The 19,236-nt window shown below is 43.2% G+C and carries 16 protein-coding genes; 8 read left to right on the top strand and 8 right to left on the bottom strand.

The window, feature by feature from the left end; all coding sequences use genetic code 11:
- Positions 1-65 precede the first annotated feature (65 nt).
- Positions 66-2,183 carry a methyl-accepting chemotaxis protein gene (locus ACQEXS_RS11415; RefSeq protein ID WP_427013912.1) on the top strand — a complete coding sequence of 706 codons (2,118 nt, stop codon included), beginning with the start codon at positions 66-68 and terminating at the stop codon, positions 2,181-2,183.
- A gap of 83 nt (positions 2,184-2,266) precedes the next feature.
- Here ACQEXS_RS11415 and rsmS read toward each other — a convergent pair whose 3' ends face one another.
- From rsmS to dinG, 4 genes are read right to left on the bottom strand one after another with little or no spacing between them, the layout of a single operon-like run.
- Positions 2,267-2,437 (bottom strand): pleiotropic regulatory protein RsmS, encoded by a 171-nt coding sequence (gene rsmS / locus ACQEXS_RS11410; protein WP_427013911.1) that lies wholly within the window; start codon positions 2,435-2,437, stop codon positions 2,267-2,269.
- Between the two features lies 1 nt (position 2,438).
- The gene (locus tag ACQEXS_RS11405) at positions 2,439-2,987 is read right to left on the bottom strand and encodes a primosomal replication protein (RefSeq protein ID WP_427013910.1); all 549 of its coding nucleotides are present in this window, start codon (positions 2,985-2,987) and stop codon (positions 2,439-2,441) included.
- 3 nt (positions 2,988-2,990) lie between these two features.
- Entirely contained in the window at positions 2,991-3,764 is a 774-nt protein-coding gene (locus tag ACQEXS_RS11400; protein ID WP_367986757.1) for a sulfite exporter TauE/SafE family protein, read from the bottom strand.
- 46 nt (positions 3,765-3,810) lie between these two features.
- On the bottom strand, positions 3,811-5,886 hold the full coding sequence (dinG, locus tag ACQEXS_RS11395; protein ID WP_427013909.1) for an ATP-dependent DNA helicase DinG: 2,076 nt from the start codon (positions 5,884-5,886) through the stop codon (positions 3,811-3,813).
- A 515-nt stretch (positions 5,887-6,401) separates the two neighbouring features.
- On the opposite strand from dinG, the gene ACQEXS_RS11390 reads away from it, so the two are divergent.
- Together ACQEXS_RS11390 and ACQEXS_RS11385 are read left to right on the top strand one after the other, a co-directional pair.
- Positions 6,402-7,346, top strand: coding sequence for a porin (locus ACQEXS_RS11390; protein ID WP_427013908.1), 945 nt, complete (start codon positions 6,402-6,404; stop codon positions 7,344-7,346).
- 80 nt (positions 7,347-7,426) lie between these two features.
- Positions 7,427-8,029, top strand: coding sequence for a YccT family protein (locus ACQEXS_RS11385; RefSeq protein WP_427013907.1), 603 nt, complete (start codon positions 7,427-7,429; stop codon positions 8,027-8,029).
- Between the two features lie 35 nt (positions 8,030-8,064).
- Here the strand turns inward: ACQEXS_RS11385 and bioA are convergent, their stop codons facing one another.
- Positions 8,065-9,342, bottom strand: coding sequence for an adenosylmethionine--8-amino-7-oxononanoate transaminase (gene bioA, locus ACQEXS_RS11380; RefSeq protein ID WP_427013906.1), 1,278 nt, complete (start codon positions 9,340-9,342; stop codon positions 8,065-8,067).
- A 119-nt stretch (positions 9,343-9,461) separates the two neighbouring features.
- Here bioA and bioB point away from each other — a divergent pair, with 119 nt between their 5' ends.
- From bioB to bioD, 4 genes are read left to right on the top strand one after another with little or no spacing between them, the layout of a single operon-like run.
- Entirely contained in the window at positions 9,462-10,514 is a 1,053-nt protein-coding gene (bioB, locus tag ACQEXS_RS11375; protein WP_427009307.1) for a biotin synthase BioB, read from the top strand.
- A complete protein-coding gene (bioF, locus tag ACQEXS_RS11370; protein WP_427013905.1) occupies positions 10,501-11,655 on the top strand; it encodes an 8-amino-7-oxononanoate synthase in 1,155 nt (384 codons plus the stop codon). Before bioB ends, bioF begins: the two co-directional genes overlap by 14 nt.
- Positions 11,652-12,458 carry a malonyl-ACP O-methyltransferase BioC gene (bioC, locus tag ACQEXS_RS11365; RefSeq protein ID WP_427013904.1) on the top strand — a complete coding sequence of 269 codons (807 nt, stop codon included), beginning with the start codon at positions 11,652-11,654 and terminating at the stop codon, positions 12,456-12,458. Before bioF ends, bioC begins: the two co-directional genes overlap by 4 nt.
- Positions 12,455-13,135 carry a dethiobiotin synthase gene (gene bioD / locus ACQEXS_RS11360; RefSeq protein ID WP_427009310.1) on the top strand — a complete coding sequence of 227 codons (681 nt, stop codon included), beginning with the start codon at positions 12,455-12,457 and terminating at the stop codon, positions 13,133-13,135. The genes bioC and bioD overlap by 4 nt, the downstream gene beginning before the upstream one ends.
- Positions 13,136-13,185: 50 nt before the next feature.
- On the opposite strand, the gene ACQEXS_RS11355 is transcribed toward bioD, so the two are convergent.
- Entirely contained in the window at positions 13,186-13,353 is a 168-nt protein-coding gene (locus ACQEXS_RS11355) for a hypothetical protein (RefSeq protein ID WP_367986748.1), read from the bottom strand.
- A 283-nt stretch (positions 13,354-13,636) separates the two neighbouring features.
- On the opposite strand from ACQEXS_RS11355, the gene htpX reads away from it, so the two are divergent.
- Positions 13,637-14,503, top strand: coding sequence for a protease HtpX (gene htpX / locus ACQEXS_RS11350; RefSeq protein ID WP_367986747.1), 867 nt, complete (start codon positions 13,637-13,639; stop codon positions 14,501-14,503).
- Between the two features lie 128 nt (positions 14,504-14,631).
- On the opposite strand, the gene ACQEXS_RS11345 is transcribed toward htpX, so the two are convergent.
- Together ACQEXS_RS11345 and ACQEXS_RS11340 are read right to left on the bottom strand one after the other, a co-directional pair.
- Positions 14,632-16,644 (bottom strand): methyl-accepting chemotaxis protein, encoded by a 2,013-nt coding sequence (locus tag ACQEXS_RS11345; RefSeq protein WP_427013903.1) that lies wholly within the window; start codon positions 16,642-16,644, stop codon positions 14,632-14,634.
- 155 nt (positions 16,645-16,799) lie between these two features.
- On the bottom strand, positions 16,800-19,094 hold the full coding sequence (locus ACQEXS_RS11340; protein ID WP_427013902.1) for a YgiQ family radical SAM protein: 2,295 nt from the start codon (positions 19,092-19,094) through the stop codon (positions 16,800-16,802).
- Between the last annotated feature and the right edge of the window lie 142 nt (positions 19,095-19,236).

The raw sequence follows: 19,236 nt of genomic DNA, 5'->3' as shown, positions 1-19,236 counted from the left end.
TTAATGTGTTGTAATAATTTATCGCTAAGGAAATGTTAGATTTGTTTGCGATTTAAGGATGTCATATGCGAACCCTCTCTGTTCAATGGAAGATAACGGTATTATCCGGGCTGTGTTTAGTTATTACTTCTTTCTCTCTTATTGGCTTTTCTGTTTACAACGCTGTGACAAATCAGCAAATCATTAGAGACCAAAGTGCAATCTCTGTCAGTAAAAAATCGGAACAGTTGTTAGAAACTAGGGCGCTGCTGAATGCCACTGAGGTTTCGGAATTTTTTAGCGAAGCGCTATCCAGAGCAGAACTGCTTGCAGACAGCGTGTTATTTCAAAAGAAATTGAGTGAAGAAAACTTTGGAGAGAGTGAGTCTTTGCGCACTGCGCTTGATGAAATTGTAAGAACATCAGTATTGAATTTTCCGGAAATAGAAGGGGCGTATCTGGTATTTAAACCCGATCTTTTGGACAGCGAAGACAGTAATTATGTGGATGCAGATTATGTTGGTTCAAATGAGATAGGCCGCTTTGCTCCCTATTGGGTGACGACGGAAAATGGTGAAAATGTAGTTGCAAACATCCTTAGCGAAGCAGCCATTAATGCAGATGAGAATAGTGAACGATTTTTTTGTCCGCTAAGCAGTGGCACTACCTGTGTAGCATCGCCAAGACTCATTTCTAATGAGCGTGGTGAATTTATTACCACCTCGATATCTGTCCCTATTTTAGTCGATGACGTTGCAATTGGTTTTTTTGGTATCGACCTAAAATTGGATCAATTGCGTTCCATTGTATCGGATTCGGACAGCCAACTGTTCAACGGTTCTGGACACATCAATATTATCAGTTTGGACGGATCTCTTATCGCCAGCGATGATGCGAGCAAATCAATTGGCCTGACCTTTACCAGTGATGTGATTTCTGCTGAGCAGCTGACTAACTTTTTATTCGGAGGCAAGGTTGTAAGCCAATGGAGCCATGATGAAGCATGGTTGACCGTATTTGCACCAATTGAAATTGCAAATCAGACATGGGGCATTTTATTTGATATGCCTAAAACTAGCGTTCTGTCAGATGCAAAAGCATTGAATGATGTCATCGAAAAACAAGTAGAGTCCGGAGTTAAAACCGAATTGGTCGCTGGTGGTGTATTAATTTTCTTTGGCTTGTTAACTATCGGTATCTCTGCCGCTAAATTGGTCAAACCTATACGAGAAGTGGTTGTGCGGCTTGAAGATATTGCTTCTGGTGAAGGCGATCTGACGCAAAGGATAGACGTTAAAAGTGATGATGAAATAGGTCAGTTAGCTAAAGGGTTCAATCTATTTCTTGAAAAACTGCAATACACCATTCGAGATATTGTAGAAACCACGAATCGAATTGGTACAACAACGCAGCAGTCTACCGTTGCCGCCCAGCAAACCAGTCAAAGCAGTGAAGCACAATTTAAAGAAGTGGATTTGGTTGCCACAGCGTCTGAAGAAATGACCCAAACCTCTGGGCTGGTGGTGCAAAATGCTCAAACTGCCGTTGATGCCGCAGAGCAAGCGCATCAATCTGCCGATATTGGTCAGAAGGTGATAGAGCTTTCAGAAAGCGAAATGATTAAGCTGGTGGAGCGTATGGAACGAGCTATCCCAGTTGTGGAAGAACTCGCAAAAAACAATGATAGCGTGACCGAGATCCTTACCGTAATTGAAGGTATTTCAGAGCAGACAAACTTACTGGCGCTTAATGCGGCGATAGAGGCGGCTCGTGCAGGAGAGCAGGGAAGAGGTTTTGCTGTTGTAGCCGATGAAGTTAGAAATCTTGCTAGTCGCACGCAAGATTCTGTTGGAGAAATACGCCAAGTGATTGCAAATGTTCAGCAAGGTACCGAAGATGTGGTGAGTGCGATAAGAGAAGGTAATGGACTTGCGAATGATGCAGCAAATCAAGTGAAGCAAGCTGTTGAGGAGCTGAATTCGATTTTTGGTGCCATTGAATCAATTAATGATATGAATTTGCAGATCGTTAAGGCGGCAGAAGAGCAGCAATCTGTCTCATCAGAAGTGAATCAAAGTGTAGCTAATATTCGAGATCTCAGTGCGAAGATCCTGACACAAGCGGAAGCATCTGAATCAGTAAGCCAAGACATTGGTGCGTTGTCGTCAAAGCAACAACAACTGGTCTCGCAGTTTAAAGTTTAACTGGTAGAAACAACCTCAGGCTCATATGTTTGTCAGTGAATATATGTACCTGAGGTAATAAGTTTTTGATCCTAGGATTATTACTATTGCGCTTCAGCCAGTTTACGCTCCAAGTCAACTTTGATGATGTTGATGGCTTTAAGGGCGATTTCAGGTTCAATTTCATTGCTTTCTAATAAGTAAATCAAATCTACTGCAAGCTTAATTTCATCGGGAGCATGATCTAATCCAGAGTTTTCATTCTGCTGTGTCATATTATTGGTTCTTTTCTCTGTAAGTGATTTGATTTTCAATCTTCAGTTTAGCTTCTTTACAACGTTTAAGCCTTTGCTCTGTTGTCATTAAAGCTTGCTGAGCTTCTTGCCTGTTGAAAGACGAAGCATTTTCTAACGCGTATTGTTTATCCCGAACCATTTCCATGAGCCTGCGTTCCCAATCTTGGTGTTGAGCGAGCTCCTGATAAAGCACATTAATTGGCTTTCTGTAATGAGATGAGTGTTTGGGTTCTACTTTACGTATGTTTTGTGTAGCAAGCTCTCTTTGTATCGCTCCGATTTGCGATAAGAGCCTTTCAGAGAGAAATTCGGCACGCTGAGGCGTTAATAGAGATGCTTTTTCCTCTCGAATAAGAGAATCTAATGTTGACCTTGCTTCTGTCACACATGGCACTAGAAGGCGAGACTTACAGCGGAATAACCTTTCATCAAACAGTATCTGATGATGTTCACCCCTTTGACGATCGACCAATGCAGCTTGTGTTGAAAGCTCTTCTAAAGTGTTGATGAGCGACTCTAGTTTTTTCATAAGTTAAATAAACCAAGCCTCATAGGCTAACTTTACGGCAAGAACGCTCACTACGCAGACAAATACTGGGCGAATAAAACGAGCACCAAAACGGATTGCTGAGTGCGCACCCACGTAAGCACCGGCCATTAAACACAGTCCCATCGTTAAACCGAGTACCCAATCAATATGGCCCAGTACAGCAAACGTAATTAAGGAAGTAAAGTTACTGGTAAAATTCATGGCTTTCGCCAGCCCTGATGCCAATAAGATATTCAGGCGGTATAGAGCCATTGAGCTTACGGTCCAGAAAGCACCGGTACCAGGGCCAGCCACTCCGTCGTAAAAGCCTAAAATGAGCCCCTGAGCGTATTGTTTTTTGTTCAATGTAGGGCAAGGTTTAGGCATTACGTCTTGGTTTGCATTCGGGGTCTTATGCCATATGGTGTAAATCGCCGCGGCTAAGATGACCAGAGGCAAGATCTTTTCCAGCCACTGTGTGCTAATCGCATCGACAAACAAGGTGCCCAGAGTCGCGCCAATTAACGTACAAACAAATGCTCGTCCCCAGCAACGAGGTTTGAATAACCGTTTTTTATAGTAGGTGTAAGCGGCTGTTGAAGAAGCAAAGCTTGCCGCCACTTTATTTGTTCCCAGTGCGATATGGGGTGGCAGCCCAATAGAAAGGAGAGCAGGGACGGTCAGCATCCCGCCGCCACCCGCGACCGCATCAATAAAGCCTGCGATAAACGCAACAAGCGCCAACACTAACAACATGCTTGGCTCTAAAAGTTCCATATAGTCAGTTTCTTCTTTGTTTTTATGCTATCAAATCGATAGATAACTAATATTCAATTGTGCGTTTAAAAGGGGGTAATGAGTCTAAAAGTGACTTTCCATATCGTTTCGTTACGATACGACGGTCAAGGATGTAAACTGTACCAGAATCTCGTTCCTTACGCAGTAGTCTTCCTACCGATTGGATCAGCTTTTTGCTCGCTTCTGGTACAGTGATCTGCATAAAAGGGTTTCCGCCCTTATGTTCGATGTATTCTGCATGAGCTTGTTCGACGGGTGAGGTGGGTACCGCAAATGGAATTTTAGTGATAATCAAATTTTCTAACTGTTCGCCGGGTAAGTCTAACCCCTCTGAGAAGCTACCGGTTCCAAATAGGATGCTTGTCTTACCTTTATCGATCAGCATTTTATGTTTTTTTAGTATTTCATACCGAGACTCTTTCCCTTGGATTTGCAATGCCCAGCCTTTTTTAACGAATAATGTTGAAAGCGCATCAGATACTTGGTTCATTTGCCAATAAGATGCGAACAACACTAAATTGGCCTTATTAGCTTCAATGATTTCCGGAAGCTTCTCGATAAGACATTCAGTAAATTCAGACGCTTGTGGTTCCACTGACATTTTGGGGATGATTAACTCAGCTTGTGTTTGATAATCAAAAGGTGAAGAGAGTGCAAGAAAACGAACGCCGTCTTCTTCTCTCTCACTTATCCCGGCTTGACGACAGAAAAAACTAAATGAGTTGAGAGCTCTCATTGTCGCTGAGGTCAATACTGCGCCAACGCAGCGGCTCCAGATCTGTTGGTCCAACTGCCAGCCCACTTCGAGGGGGGATACATTGACAATAAAGTCGCCTTCTCGATCTGGATGAATCGATAACCAGCGCGCCAACGGTGCGCCTTTTTCTCGCTTAGGCTCTGCCATCAATGTCCACACTTGCGCTAAATTATCTAAGCGCTGGGTATAAAACCCTAATTCAGCTAAAGCGGGCTCGGCTATTCGGTTTGAAACTTCCCCATCTTTTATCCGTTCTGAAATTAGGTCGGCAATTTTAGCGACTGCTTGAGCCGCTTTTTGCGAGGGGGATTTAAGTGATTTAGATTCTTCTTCTAGCCAAGCCGGGAGTTCACCATGCTCAAACCGATATACCCCCTCTTCAAATAATGCAGCATCAAACCGACTCGCTAATTGGCTCAAAGAAGGGATCAAAAGCTGAATTGAATCTTGAAGCTCATTTCGAAAACGCGCCACTCTTTTTTCATCTGCTAAATTTGCAAATTTAGTGACTGATTGATTTAGACGTTCTAGCCAACTTGCTGCTCCCTTAAGGCTTGCTGAAGCGGATGAATGATCCCGCGCAACATGAGGTAAGTGGTGGGCCTCATCGAAGACATAAATCGTATTTTCTGGCTCTGGCAGAATCACGCCACCGCCGAGATCGGCATCGGCCATTACGAGACTATGATTGGCGATAATGACATCGTTTTTGTCCAGTTCTGAACGTGCCTTTTGAAACGGACATCCTCTGTGTGCAGGTAAACTGTTATTACAGCTATGTTTATCACTCACAATAAGTTGCCAAATTTCATCTTTAATTGGTTTTGGCCAAGAATCTCGGTCGCCATCCCATTTACCTTGTGAAAGGCTTCGGTACATCGTTTCTAAGAGTTCGATATCCGCTTTTTTCGGTTTACTTTCAAACATAGCAAGCTGACCACCATCAACTCCGGATGCAGAAGCGAGTTTTTCTGCACAACAATAACGTTGGCGGCCTTTAGCAAGAATGAAGGAGAAATTATGTTCAGTGATGCGGCGATAGAGTGGCAGATCTTTGTTAATTAGTTGCTCTTGTAACGCGACCGTTGCCGTTGAGATAACCACCTTACGATTATTCAATACAGCAACCGGAATGGTTGCCATTAAGTAAGAAAGGGACTTACCAATTCCTGTTCCGGCTTCTGCAACAATCATACGAGTCGATTTATGGTATGAGCCACATAAGGTTTTAGCGATCTCTGCAACTAAGTAATTTTGAGCTCTACGAGGAATAAAATTTTCTAGTTGATCTTGTAAGTTTTGATAGCTTTTTCGAATGGATTCTTGAATGTTTTTCGTCAGCATACAGCGCCCTTTTCATAAGGGGGCTGATACTAGCACAGATCTCTAAACAGTACTTAGTTCACGAAATGGAATCCTTTTACGATAAATCTAGATCTCGTTCACAAAAAAAAACTGAACCATCATAAACTTACAATTAATTCTAAATGTAAAAAATATAACTCTCTAAATAAAATGTCCGACTAGTTTATTGTGCTGTGCAAGGTGTGGTGAAAGCTATTTTGTGGTTTTTTATTCTGAAATGATATTTTGTTTTATTTATGAATATTGACTGTTGTGTGCTTAGAAGTTAGTCGAATAAAATTGATTTAACAATGTAACTCATTGATTTGTAATTGCTTTATGTTTTTTTAGTTTTGTTTTTTAGAATATTTGACAGACCGAATAATCTTTTGCAATCTTAATTCCGAATTTAGCGGCGATGACATCAAGCCATTAAAGAGCAAGAGTCATCACCGAAAATACTAAAAGGGAATCGGGCAAGGATTTCCCAATTTAAGAAAAGGCAGTGGATTATTATGAAAAAGACTCTAGTAGCTTTAGCTGTACTAGCAGCAGGTTCTGCGCAAGCAGCAGAGATTTACAACAAAGATGGTTCTTCTCTAGAACTTACTGGTCGTGCTTTTGCAGTAGTTGAGCATACTAAAACGGATGCGGACAGTGATACTGATGTACATGCATATGACTCTCGTCTAGGTTTCAAGGTTCGTCACCAAGTTTCTGACGCTGTGGCTGCAGTTGGTAAATTTGAGTTCCAATTAACTGAAGATGACGATTTTGGTCTTAAGAATCGTGATGTGTATGCAGGTTTCGACTTCACAGATGTTGGTACATTAACATTTGGCCGTCAAACTACAGCATTTGATGATCTATCGTTCCGCGGTGGTTTCGATGAGTACTATGGTTTTTCTCAAGATCTAGAAGACCGTGGTCGTGAGAATGGTATCATTAAATTTTCTACTGCCAGCATGAACGGTCTTGTAGTCGCTGGTTCATACCAGTTCAAAGAAGAAGTAGATGGCGCTGATATTACAGGTGCTACCCTAGCAGCTTCTTATGATGCAGATTTCGGTTTAGGTTTATCTGCTGGTTACTTTGATTACAAACAGTCAGGTAACAATGACCATGCCTCTGGTTTTAACGTTGGTTCAAGCTACAAGTTTGGTGATGCGAAAGTCGGTTTTGATTACTCTTCTGAGGAACACTTTGACAAATCGGAAGCAGATGCTTACCGTTTAGGCGGAGAGTATAACATCAAGGAATATCGTCTATATGCTGGTTATGGTTCAGTCGAAAATAAAGCATTCGGTGGTTCAAAAACTGATTCTGATGGTTTTTATGCAGGTGTAGCATATGCATTTGGTGCTAAGACTACATTGTTTGTTGAAGCAGCGAGCTATGATAAAGAAGGCTCAGCAGAGGATACAGATCAGCTAGCTCTAGGCCTAAACGTTAATTTTTAATTAGACGTATATATTAGCTCAAAGCCGCCTCTAATGGCGGCTTTTTTATATTGTGATGTAAGATAAGTCGAGGAACATCTATGCGTAACCTAGCACTAAGTTTTATTGCTTTTTTTCCTTTATTGGTATCAGCTAATCAGATCAATGCGACTCGTGGTGTTGAAATCCTAGTTGTCAATGGTGTTGAGGTTAACGGGAAAGATACGTACAACATTAATAATGGTTTTAACCAACTCGTTGTCCAGATGTCTCAACGCCTTAGTAATGGGAGTAAAAGAGAACAGTTTACTTCGAAGCCTTATGTTATTTCTTTCTCTACAAGTGACAATATAACTATTAAAGTCCCCAATGTAGTTAGCTATATAGACGCAGAAAATAAATTTAGGCAAGGTCCAGATTGGAGGGTGTCCTCCAATGGAATTAGTATTAATTATAAAACAGCCCTGCTACCTGGAGACGAAGGTTTTATGCCTTATAGCGATTTAGAGGCTTTAGTTTCTAAATATAATAATGAGCACAATATCGTACTAGCGGCAGACAATGATACTTTGGCTGGTGAGTTAGAAAAGGCCAAATTAGAAAAGTCTCAAGAGGTAGTTAAGCAACTTAAGCTTTGGTACAAAAAAGCTTCTAAAGATGAGAAGAAACAATTTGTTGAGTGGTTAGATACACAAAATGAATAACAAGAAAAGGGTTGGCCATGGCCAACCCTTTTTCCTTATCTAAAACAGTCTGGTGTTTCTAAAGCGTGTTCTATTGCTTTTACTAGTTTTAGGACCTGCTCTTGTGAACTAATAAAGGGTGGCATCATATAAATCAGTCGGCCGAAAGGTCTTATCCAAACACCTTGTTCAACAAATAATGCTTGGATTGTCTCCATGTTTACCGATTGATGGGTCTCAACAACACCGATTGCGCCTAACCACCTGACGTCTTTTACTAAAGCGTGTTTGCGAAGAAGAGGAAGTGCCTGAGCAAAGGTGGTTTCAATCGACTTAGTTTGTTTTTTCCAGTTTCCTTCTTGAAGAAGTGCCATACTGGCACTGGCAACCGCACATGCTAATGGGTTACCCATAAAGGTAGGTCCATGCATAAAGCAGCCTGCTTCTCCTCCACAAACTGTGTCTGCAATGTGTTTACTGGTAAGAGTGGCAGATAAGGTCATGTAGCCGCCAGTTAAGGCTTTCCCCACGCATAAGATATCAGGTTGAATATCCGCATGCTCACAAGCAAACATTTTTCCAGTGCGGCCAAAGCCAGTTGCAATTTCGTCCAGAATCAAAAGTAGCCCATATTCATCACAAAGTTTTCTTACACCCTTAAGAAACTCTGGGTGATAAATACGCATCCCTCCTGCGCCTTGGACGATAGGTTCCAATATTACCGCCGCAATCTCGTGATGGTGTGCTTCGACTTTAGATTTGAAGTCATCTAAATCAGCAGCATCCCACTCATCCCAGAAGCCAGTCTCTGGCGAACGAGCAAAAATATGTTCCGGTAAGAAGCCTTTATAGAGTGAGTGCATTGAGTTATCAGGATCTGTCACGGACATCGCTGCAAAAGTGTCGCCATGGTATCCATCTCGGAGGGTTAAAAACTTAGAACGAGCTTCTCTGCGAGAGTGCCAATATTGCAGGGCCATTTTTAAGCTCACTTCGACCGCGACAGAGCCAGAATCGGCAAGAAACACGTGTTCTAGATTATTAGGAGCGAGCGAGAGCAGGCTTTTACACAGTGTTATTGCAGGCTCATGTGTAATACCGCCAAACATCACATGCGACATCTTGTCTATTTGGTTATGGGCGGCTTGGTTTAACTGTGGATGGTTGTAGCCATGGATTGCAGACCACCAAGATGACATTCCATCGATAAGTTGTTCACCACTTTCCAGCTCAAGGTAGACACCATTCGCCGCAACAATGGGGTAACAAGGGAGAGGGTTAATGGTGGATGTGTAAGGATGCCAGATATGCTTTTGATCGAATTGTAAATCCATAAATCACCAGATTAAAAAATAATCACTTGTAAACTATTGTTTTTTTGTTGTGTTGACAGTTTAACTGGAGACGATAGACTAGCCAAGCAACTAAACTAATTAATAACAAAGGAAAGCAAGTGGAAGTACGTCATAACTGGACACTAGAGGAAGTCCGCTCTTTGATGGAAAAGCCTTTTATGGATTTACTTTTTGAGGCTCAAACCATCCATCGTCAATATCAGCAAACTAACCATGTTCAAGTCAGCACGCTGTTATCTATTAAGACTGGTGCGTGTCCAGAAGATTGTAAGTACTGTCCACAAAGTGCTCGTTATACTACCGATATAGAAAAAGAACGTTTGATGGAAGTCGAGCGTGTTCTTGATGCTGCGCAAAAAGCTAAAAATGCAGGTTCAACGCGTTTTTGTATGGGGGCTGCATGGAAGAATCCAAAAGAGCGCGATATGCCCCATTTAACGGAAATGATCAAAGGTGTGAAGGGCATGGGCTTAGAAACGTGCATGACCCTTGGTATGTTAACACCCGACCAAGCGACAAAGCTTGCAGACGCTGGTCTCGATTATTACAACCATAACCTTGATACTTCACCAGAGTTTTACGGAAATATCATCACCACCAGAACTTATCAGGATCGTTTAGATACCTTATCGCATGTTCGCGATGCGGGGATGAAAATCTGTTCTGGTGGCATCATTGGTATGGGTGAGAGTGCAAATGATCGAGCAGGTCTGCTGATGGAGCTTGCTAATTTACCAACTCACCCTGAAAGCGTACCGATTAATATGTTGGTGAAAGTGAAAGGGACACCATTAGAAGAAGTTGATGACGTAGAGCCTTTTGATTTTATCCGTTTAATTGCCATTGCTCGTATTATGATGCCTCAATCAGCCGTTCGTTTATCGGCTGGCCGTGAAAACATGAATGAGCAGATGCAAGCACTGTGCTTCATGGCTGGCGCAAACTCTGTTTTCTATGGATGTAAATTGTTAACAACACCGAACCCGTCTGAAGATAAAGATATGCTGCTTTTCGCCAAGCTTGGTATTAATAGTCAGGAAATCTCTCAAAAACCTGATGAAGTTGAAGAAAATGAATTGCTGGATCGTGTTGTAGAGCGTGTTGCGGCTAGACCAAGTAAAGGCGATTTGTTCTACGATGCCAGCGTTTGAACATCGAATAGCGCAAGCGTTAACTAAGCGACGTGACGAAGGGTTAACTAGGAAAGAGTGGTTACTTGAAGAGGGAAATGGGGTTGCTCTGACTTTATCAGGGCAGCGTTACACTAATTTCTCTAGTAACGATTATTTGGGGTTAGCAACTGACAGTGAATTGGCAAAGGCTTGGCAAGAAGGCATATCCAAACATGGCTGTGGCAGTGCAGCTTCCCCTATGGTTACTGGCTACTCACGTGCTCACGCTAATCTGAATGCAGCACTGTGTGATTGGCTTGGCTTTGAACATAGTACGCTTTTTAGTTCGGGGTTTTCAGCCAATCAAGCACTGCTTTTTTCCCTATTAGAGAAAGAGGATGTGCTGATACAGGACAAACTCAACCATGCCTCTTTGATGGAGGCGGGTCTGTTGTCTCCTGCCAAAATGAAGCGTTTTCGCCATAATGATGGTGAGCATCTTTCTCAGCTTCTTACATCTGAAATCAATCAGTTAGTTGTCACTGAAGGTGTGTTTAGCATGGATGGCGATCTCTCTCCTTTACAAGAGATCCAAAGGATCACCCAAAGCAACAATGCGTGGTTGGTTGTCGATGATGCGCATGGCATTGGAGTGCTTGGTGAAGAAGGCCGTGGCACTGCAAGTCACTGTAATATCAAACCAGATATTTTGGTGGTGACCTTCGGCAAAGCGTTTGGATTATCAGGAGCTGCAATATTGACGAGTAAAACCGTAGGGGAATACATCTCTCAGTTTGCTCGTCACTATGTGTATTCTACCGCGATGCCTCCGTCACAAGCTTATGCGCTAACCCATGCTATTGGTATGATCAGGCAGCAAGAATGGCGACGAGAAAAACTTGCTGAGCTGAAAGATGTATACAGAGCTTCAGCTTCTAGTTTGGACGGCTTTATCGACACAATTACACCAATCAATCCTTTTTTGATTGGCCAGTCAGAGAAGACATTAAATGTCGCTGAAAATGTCAAAAAAGCGGGTCACTGGTTAACCGCCATTCGGCCACCTACCGTTGCTACAGGCTCTGCACGGTTGCGCATTACATTAACGGCTAATCACAGTAACGAACAAGTTGCTTCTCTTGTTCAGGCTCTCACAGAGGTATTAGAGGTGTCCGGATGACAGAATTTGCATGTTTTGATTTAACTAATGCAGGCGATCAAAAGCGCGCGATTGCAGAGGCGTTTGGTAAGGCTTCGGTAACCTATGATCAGCACGCGGCTTTTCAGAGAGAGGTAGGGCATAAGTTACTCGATAAAATGCCAAAGGATCTATTGGGTAAACGAGTTCTCGATTTAGGTTGCGGTACAGGTTACTTTTCACAGCAACTTAAGTTGCGTGGGGCTGAAGTGATTTGTATGGATTTGTCTCAAGAAATGTTGCAGCAGAGCCGGCAACGTTGTGGCGATCATGGCATCCACTATCACGTTGGCGATGCAGAATCTATCCCGTTGCCAAGCAGCTGCGTAGATTATGTCTTCTCAAGCCTTGCGTTACAGTGGTGTGAGGACCTATCAGTACCACTAAAGGAAATGAAGCGTGTTCTACGCTCTGGAGGTGAGGCTTTCTTCACCACCTTACTAGATGGCTCGCTGCATGAGCTAAAAAAGGCGTGGGGTAAAATTGACTCATATCAACACGTGAATGATTTTATCTCGATCAATCAGGTAAAAATTGCGTTAGCGCAAGCTGATTGCCATGACCATCATCTAGACTTGCCGGAAATCACCGTTTGGTATGAGTCTTCATTTTCTCTTATGCGTGATCTCAAAGGCATTGGTGCGAATCACGTAAGTGGACGCTCTCATGGTTTAACAAGCCGACGAGCACTCATTCAAGTTGAAGAAGAATATCAGGTGTTTAAAAACCATCAGGGTCTTCTACCCGCAACTTATCAGGTTTGTTTAGGGGTTATACATCTATGATTGATGCATTTTTCATTGCAGGTACGGATACCGATGTTGGAAAAACGGTCGCTTCAAAAGCGATCCTTCACGCGATGGCAGCAAAAGGGCTGAAAACAATTGGCTATAAGCCAGTGGCTGCTGGAAGTGAAAAAACTGAATCTGGCTTTCGAAATTCCGATGCCCTTCATTTACAAAAAGCGGCAACGATCGAATGTGATTACGATGACATCAATCCATATGCTTTGGAGCTCCCTGCTTCTCCCCATATTGCCGCAAAGCATGAAAATATCGAAATTTGTTACGATGTCTTAAGCCGCAAACTGCAGCAACATAAAGAAAATGCTCAAGTTGTACTTGTAGAAGGTGCTGGTGGGTGGCGTGTTCCAGTTTCTGATCAAGATTGCTTGTCTACTTGGGTTAAACAAGAACAGTTGCCGGTTGTTTTAGTGGTTGGTATCAAATTAGGTTGTTTGAGCCACGCAATGTTAACGGTTGATGCGATCAAAGCGGATGGTTTGAATCTAGTTGGATGGGTGGCGAATCGTGTTAACCCAGGAACAGAGCATTACGCTGACATTATTGAGATGTTAGAACAAAAGATTGATGCACCTAAAATTGGTGAAATCCCATATGTGCCGAGCGTAAAGCGGAAAGAACTTTCTAAGTATATCGACCTAGAGCCACTTGCTCTGTAACCAATAACAAAAAGGCTGCCATATGGCAGCCTTTTTAATTGATGACCTGTTTATTTTTCAGCAGCCATACCCGCATAAGCCTGCTGAAAATCTGAAATCTGTTGTTGAACCGGGGAGTCAGACGATAAGCCGAGTTGCTTTTTTGCTTCCTCTTCTGTTATCCCAAGGTGACAGCACAGTAAATCAATAGCCATTTGATAGTTGTTAGTTTCAACCATGGTGATTTCCTTTCTCTACATGGTGGATTATGTTCTGATAATGAATTTAGCAGGTTTTAAACAGGCTACAATACGACCAAAGTCTAAGCCGCTTTCTCACTTTGTAGAACTGAACCAGTTTTAGTATCGCATTCTGATACAGACATCAAATGTTTCAATTTCATTCTTAACCTTGTTTTCAAAAGGATTAGACTATATCTATGTATAACAAATCGCTGTTGCTACTAGGTATCTATTAGCTCAACAGCTTATAAAAGAAGCTTGCTGTTTCGGAGAAAGTTAAATGAAGCGAGTAATGTTATTTATCGCAACGAACCTTGCGGTTATGTTGGTTCTGAGCGTTGTTTTAAATATCGTTTATGCCGTAACGGGTATGCAGCCGGGTAGTTTGTCTGGCTTGTTAGTGTTTGCTGCAGTGTTTGGTTTTGGTGGAGCAATTATTTCGTTGATGATGTCGAAGAGCATGGCGCTTCGCTCCGTTGGCGGTATGGTGATTGAAAGCCCACGCAATGAGACAGAGCACTGGTTATTGGAAACAGTGCGCGAGCAATCACAAAAGGCGGGCATTGGTATGCCAACGGTTGCAATCTATGATTCCGCAGACATTAATGCATTTGCAACCGGCGCAAAGCGTGATGACTCACTCGTCGCGGTGTCGACGGGCCTTTTACATAATATGACTCGAGATGAGGCTGAAGCCGTATTAGCGCATGAAGTCAGCCATATTTCTAATGGTGATATGGTAACGATGACCCTGATGCAAGGCGTTGTGAATACCTTTGTGATCTTCCTATCTCGCTTTATTGCTAATATTGTGGCCTCGCGAGATTCTGACGATGGCGAAGGTGGCAGCAATATGCTGGTTTACTTTGGTGTTTCCATGGTTCTGGAACTTGTTTTCGGCATTTTGGCGAGCTTTATTACCAAATGGTACAGTCGCCATCGTGAGTTTCATGCGGATGCAGGCGCGGCGCAACTTGTTGGTAAACATAAGATGATCGCGGCACTAGAGCGATTGAAGATGAGTCACGAATCTCAACTTGAAGGTTCGATGATGGCTTTTGGTATTAACGGTAAAGCTTCATTGTCTGAGTTAATGATGACTCACCCACCACTTGATAAGCGAATCGAAGCATTACGTAATTCGTAATCATGGTCAATTAATTAGTATCTGTGAATAGCCGCCATTGATTGGCGGCTATTTTTTTGCTCAAATCTTTCGATGACATTTTATTACTGACAGAGTATTTGTCCCCCTGCCAGTAATAACCGATTTACTTATAACTTAAAGCGCACAACCAACTGCTCAAGCTCTTCCACTTTCTGGTACAGCTGTTTCACTGCATGGGAGCCTTCTTGTGTTGTGCGGACAGAGGCGTCTGCTATCTGGCTTATCGAGTTTATGTCACGCGACATTTCCGTTGTAGCGGTTGCTTGCTGAGAGCCAGCGGTCGCAATCATATCAATCATAGTGTTAACATCTTGAGCTCGAGCGACAATCTGAACCAGTGCGTCGCCGGCAGAATTGGACAAACTGACTCCTTCTGCGACCAAGGTAGTTCCTTCACTCATGCGTTCAACGGCCTGTCGTGTTTCTTGCTGAATGGAGGTGATGAGTCCGCCTACTTCTTCTGTCGCTTTTGATGTTCTTTCCGCCAGTCCACGAACTTCGTCGGCAACGACTGCAAAACCACGTCCTAAATCACCAGCACGAGCCGCTTCAATGGCGGCATTGAGCGCCAATAAATTCGTTTGTTCAGCAATATCGTTGATCACTTTGATCACGTTGCCGATTTCTTCTCCGCGTCGGCCTAAACTGTCAACGGTTTCCGCTGTTTCATTGACGACAGCAGAGATGCGATTCATTCCATCGACGGTTTCCTGCATCAATGTGCCACCATTGGTCGCTTCTTCTCCGGCAATACGTGCATTTTGGGCAGCTTCTGTGCTTTGCTCGGCAACTTGATTAACGGTGACCTCCATTTCTTCCACGGCACTGGCAATCATGGTGGCTTTGTCAGCTTGTTCCTGAATACCAGTGGCGACTCGCTGGCTGGTTTCATCTACCTGACCAGTATTGTTGGCCACTTCAGAGGCGACTTGCGTAATGTTAGTGATGACGTTCTTCAACGACTCTTGCATTTTGTCGATGGCTCGAGCGAGATCGCCCAATTCATCTTTGTTGGTTTCATTAATCGGAGAGGCTGACAAGTCACCGTCAGCAATTGACTGCGCGCGTTCAGCAATGGTTTCAACCCGTTTTTTGATCATGGAAGACAGTTGCCATGCGACGATGCCGCCGACAAGCAATACTAGGACCACATTAGTGCTGAGCCAAAAGATAATGTTGTCCATATTCGCATTGACAGCACGTAGTGCATTGATCGAGTCGTCACGTTCCTCTTGAGCGGATTGATCAAGAATCTTTTCTAACGGAGTGATAATGGAATGTTCCAGTTCGTCGACAAGTTTGATAGCAGCACTTTTGGTTGAAGGATCATAGCCATCAAAGACTTCTTGCGCGGTTTTAATGATTTCAAAGTAATACTGTTCAATTCTTTCTATATCTTTGATTTCAGATGGCTTTTGCTCGAGTGGCTTGATTTTTTCCAGATATTCCCCAAATGAAGCCGCGTCATTGTTAAAGCCATTGCGGGCGTTAGGATCCCCCATAATGTATGTGTTTAATGATGAAATCATATCTCCCGCTTCATCCACCATTTCTAGGTAATAGCGAACACCGGGTAAATCATCATTGAGCGACTCATTGAGATCCGTGGTTTTGTAAGCGTCAGCAAATTCACCATCTTTCAATTCGTCTAACAGTTGCTCTAATGGTTGGCCAACATTTTTAGTGACTTGAGCAATCTTATTGATGGCCATTTGTTCTTGTTTAGGGTCGTATTTGGCAAAGACTTCTCGTTCGAGTTGCTCAATATATTGATTGGCAAGTGATTGGATTTTATCCATTTTCTGAATGTCAGCGGTCTTTGCAGATTCTAAAGGGCGTAAAATGGAGTAATAGTGTTTAAATTCTTTTGTGTTTTCTTTAAAACTGCTGTATTCGTCAGCTTCACCATTTAGATACTCTAGTGCGTTGGTTTGCAAGTCTCCAATTTCATCCATAACGTTTAAATAAGCCAGTACACCGGGTACATCATCAGATTCAACTTCTTGTGAAATAGCGGCGGAGTGGTTGACTAAAGACCATGCAATTAACGCTAGTGTTAAGGTTGTGATAATGATGATGGAGAAGCCCATATAGAGCATGTGAGACAATCTGATGTTCATACTTAAGTTCCATTTGATTTACCATTCATCTTAATGATTATTGTGTTGAATCAATTGAACTGCAAAATGTTTATCTACAACATTGTTACTAACGATTTCTAGAGGTAAAAAAAATCACAGCCTAAGCTGTGATTTTATTTTCAGGTTATATTAAGTTAACGGCGTTTGGGTTTTCGATAGCCATTCGGTTTCGAAGCTTGACTGCTTCCTATCGTATTTGGCTTTTTACCTTTATTCGCTTGGTTTGAATTCTGGTTATTGCTATGTGGCTTGCCAGCAGGCTTGCGATTTCCTTGTTGGTTAGATTTACCGCGCCCTGAACCATTCATTTTTTCAAATCCTGGCTGGCTCTTAGTATGTTTTGTTGCAAAGCGGTTTGCACCATGACGCCCAGACTTTCTACGTTGTGCAGGTGTCAAGGTGGTTAAATCTTCTGCTGGGACTAAACAGCCGGGTTTGTCGCCGATAAGGTGCTTTTTACCCATGTTAATCAACGCTTCTCGAATCAGTGGCCAGTTTGCTGGATCATGGTAGCGTAGCAGTGCTTTGTGTAGACGTCTTTGACGTTCACCTTTTGCAACTGGAACGACCTCGCGTTGTTTATATTTGACTCGTTTAAGCGGGTTGGTCTCTGAGTAATACATTGAGGTGGCATTACACATTGGTGATGGGTAGAAGTTTTGTACCTGATCGCACTCAAAATTGTTCTTTTTCAACCACAGCGCCAAATTAAGCATGTCTTCATCTTCCGCACCTGGATGAGCTGAAATGAAATACGGGATAAGGTATTGTTTTTTGCCCGCTTCAGCGCTGTATTTTTCAAACATTTCTTTGAAGCGATCATACGTGCCCATACCCGGCTTCATCATGAGATCCAAAGGCGCCTTCTCAGTATGTTCTGGGGCAATTTTTAAGTAGCCGCCGACATGGTGAGTGACCAGCTCTTTCACGTATTCTGGAGACTCGATTGCCAAGTCATAACGCACACCAGAGGCAATCATGACCTTTTTCACCCCTTTTACCTGACGAGCAGCGCGATAGAGATCGATGGTGTGTTTGTGGTCAGTATTTAGCTTGTTACAAATTCCCGGGAAAACACAAGAAGGGCGACGGCAGTTAGCTTCTGCCTTTGGATCGCTGCATCCAAGTCGGTACATGTTTGCGGTTGGGCCACCAAGATCAGAAATAGTGCCTGTGAATCCAGGGACTTTGTCACGGATCTCTTCTAACTCATTCAGAATTGAGTCCTGAGATCGGTTTTGAATGATCCGGCCTTCATGTTCTGTAATTGAACAGAAAGAGCAGCCACCAAAACAACCACGCATGATATTTACCGATGTTTTGATCATGTCATAAGCAGGGATCTTTGCTTTGCCGTACATTGGGTGAGGTACACGCGCATACGGCAAGCCAAACACATAATCCATCTCTTCGGTTGTCAATGGAATTGGGGCTTGGTTCACCCATAGCTCTCGATCACCGTGTTTCTGGATCAGTGCACGGCCGGAGTATGGGTTGGTTTCCAAATGCATGATACGGCTAGCATGTGCGTAGAGAATACGATCGTTATTGAGCTTCTCAAAATGAGGTAAACGGACGGCGGTTGTCGCTGCATCGTGGCGAGAGGGGCGAATCGTGATCGCTTGTGCTTGTGGTGCTTCCGTTTTAGCTTTGGTATCGCATTGTTCCTCTACCGCATAAGGATTTGGCGGAATAAAGGCTTCTTTGCGCGGCTTCTCGATACGGGAAGAGTCTATAATGGTGTAGTTTTCCGGCTCTGCTGGAAGATTAATCGCTGTCCCACGAATGTTCGTCAAGCTGCTGATTTCTTCTCCGTCAGCTAGACGGTGAGCCACTTCAACGAGCGCGCGCTCTGCATTACCAAAAAGCAAAATATCGGCTTTCGCGTCAAAAAGGACTGAACGACGCACTTTATCGGACCAGTAATCATAATGGGCTAAACGGCGCAGGCTGGCTTCAATACCACCGAGAACAATTGGAATACCTTTATAGGCTTCACGGCAGCGTTGAGAATAAACTAGAGTGGCGCGATCAGGGCGTTTACCCCCTTCATTATTTGGGGTATAGGCATCGTCATGGCGCAATTTTTTATCGGCGGTGTAGCGGTTGATCATGGAGTCCATGTTACCCGCTGTGATGCCAAAGAATAGGTTTGGCTTGCCCAATGCCATAAAGGCATCTTTATTATTCCATTTAGGTTGAGCGATGATACCAACGCGAAACCCTTGAGCTTCGAGTAAGCGACCGATGATCGCCATACCAAAACTAGGGTGATCCACATAAGCGTCACCCGTCACAATAATTATGTCACAGCTATCCCATCCTAGGGCATCCATTTCCTTGCGGCTGGTTGGAAGAAAAGGTGCGGTGCCAAAGCACTCTGCCCAATATTTCTTATGCTCATGAATGGGCGTAATTTCACTGTACATATTTTGCTCTCAGTTCCAGGGAGCGCGAATTATAGCGACTCAATGGCTGCTTATCTAGGGATATATGACCTTCATATAAATAAGGCTTAACTAAACTTAAGTAGTAAGTCACGATATTGAATTATCTAAGAAACTATAATCA

The sequence above is a fragment of the Vibrio sp. TRT 17S01 genome, assembly GCF_050113695.1.
In the GTDB taxonomy this organism is placed as follows: Bacteria; Pseudomonadota; Gammaproteobacteria; order Enterobacterales; family Vibrionaceae; genus Vibrio.
Note: the sequence above shows the minus strand (reverse complement) of the source record. Positions and strands in the feature narration are given on the sequence as shown.

Excerpts from the sequence above, each read along its gene's own strand:
- ACQEXS_RS11345 (WP_427013903.1), bottom strand. The coding sequence starts at position 16,644 with ATGAACATCAGATTGTCTCACATGCTCTATATGGGCTTCTCCATCATC.
- htpX (WP_367986747.1), top strand. The coding sequence starts at position 13,637 with ATGAAGCGAGTAATGTTATTTATCGCAACGAACCTTGCGGTTATGTTG.
- dinG (WP_427013909.1), bottom strand. The coding sequence starts at position 5,886 with ATGCTGACGAAAAACATTCAAGAATCCATTCGAAAAAGCTATCAAAAC.
- ACQEXS_RS11400 (WP_367986757.1), bottom strand. The coding sequence starts at position 3,764 with ATGGAACTTTTAGAGCCAAGCATGTTGTTAGTGTTGGCGCTTGTTGCG.
- ACQEXS_RS11415 (WP_427013912.1), top strand. The coding sequence starts at position 66 with ATGCGAACCCTCTCTGTTCAATGGAAGATAACGGTATTATCCGGGCTG.
- bioD (WP_427009310.1), top strand. The coding sequence starts at position 12,455 with ATGATTGATGCATTTTTCATTGCAGGTACGGATACCGATGTTGGAAAA.
- ACQEXS_RS11390 (WP_427013908.1), top strand. The coding sequence starts at position 6,402 with ATGAAAAAGACTCTAGTAGCTTTAGCTGTACTAGCAGCAGGTTCTGCG.
- rsmS (WP_427013911.1), bottom strand. The coding sequence starts at position 2,437 with ATGACACAGCAGAATGAAAACTCTGGATTAGATCATGCTCCCGATGAA.
- ACQEXS_RS11340 (WP_427013902.1), bottom strand. The coding sequence starts at position 19,094 with ATGTACAGTGAAATTACGCCCATTCATGAGCATAAGAAATATTGGGCA.
- ACQEXS_RS11405 (WP_427013910.1), bottom strand. The coding sequence starts at position 2,987 with ATGAAAAAACTAGAGTCGCTCATCAACACTTTAGAAGAGCTTTCAACA.
- bioA (WP_427013906.1), bottom strand. The coding sequence starts at position 9,342 with ATGGATTTACAATTCGATCAAAAGCATATCTGGCATCCTTACACATCC.
- bioF (WP_427013905.1), top strand. The coding sequence starts at position 10,501 with ATGCCAGCGTTTGAACATCGAATAGCGCAAGCGTTAACTAAGCGACGT.
- ACQEXS_RS11355 (WP_367986748.1), bottom strand. The coding sequence starts at position 13,353 with ATGGTTGAAACTAACAACTATCAAATGGCTATTGATTTACTGTGCTGT.
- ACQEXS_RS11385 (WP_427013907.1), top strand. The coding sequence starts at position 7,427 with ATGCGTAACCTAGCACTAAGTTTTATTGCTTTTTTTCCTTTATTGGTA.
- bioC (WP_427013904.1), top strand. The coding sequence starts at position 11,652 with ATGACAGAATTTGCATGTTTTGATTTAACTAATGCAGGCGATCAAAAG.